General features: G+C 62.1%; 1 pseudogene. It reads right to left on the bottom strand.

Going from position 1 to position 622, the window contains the following annotated elements:
- Positions 1 to 604 (bottom strand): annotated as a pseudogene (locus tag A6M56_RS03860) (hypothetical protein); the annotation flags it as partial.
- Positions 605 to 622 lie beyond the last annotated feature (18 nt).

Raw genomic sequence — 622 nt, 5'->3', positions numbered from 1 at the left:
TGTACATCTTGGTGAAGAAATACGGCATTCGTGCTTCGGCATGGGCTTCGTTCTCGGCCAGGATCGATGGCGCGGGCATACCCAAGCGGAAGTGACGGGAAAGGCGGTCACTGCCATTGCGATACCGCTCCTCCTTGATATAGGTCGGCGTATCGATCCATGCGCGGGGCATGCCCGCAAACACCTTGACGTCAGCAAAGTCCGGCCGGTTGGTGCCGTGCTGGATGGAATAGAAATAATTTCGGTCCACCGCGTAGTGATAGCCCAGGGGGTACAGCGGGTCGCGGATCAACTCAACCATGGTCCGCCAATAGACCGGGTTCGGGTTGTCCGTCTTCCACACCACGCGCACGGGACGCACCAGCACACCCGTCGGGTCGCCCAGCTTGAGTTCGGGACTGTCGGTGTCATTGGGGTTGCGCTCGGCCATGCCCTGCGTCCACAGCAGGTTCCAGTGCGTGGGGTAGTCGATCCACATCAGGGGGCTGCGCCAGAGTACGCCCAGCACATAGGCGGCGGGCGCGTCGGGGCCTGGTTCTGCTGGCGCCTTGGCTGGCAGCGGATAGGGGGTGGGCAAGCGGAAGTATCGGGATTGCGACGACATGGAGGTTCCAGTACAGGC

The organism is Ralstonia sp. RL (assembly GCF_001683835.1).
Taxonomy (GTDB): Bacteria; Pseudomonadota; Gammaproteobacteria; order Burkholderiales; family Burkholderiaceae; genus Ralstonia; species Ralstonia mannitolilytica.
The sequence above is the reverse complement of the archived record's forward strand: the minus strand, read 5'-3'. Positions and strand labels throughout refer to the sequence as shown.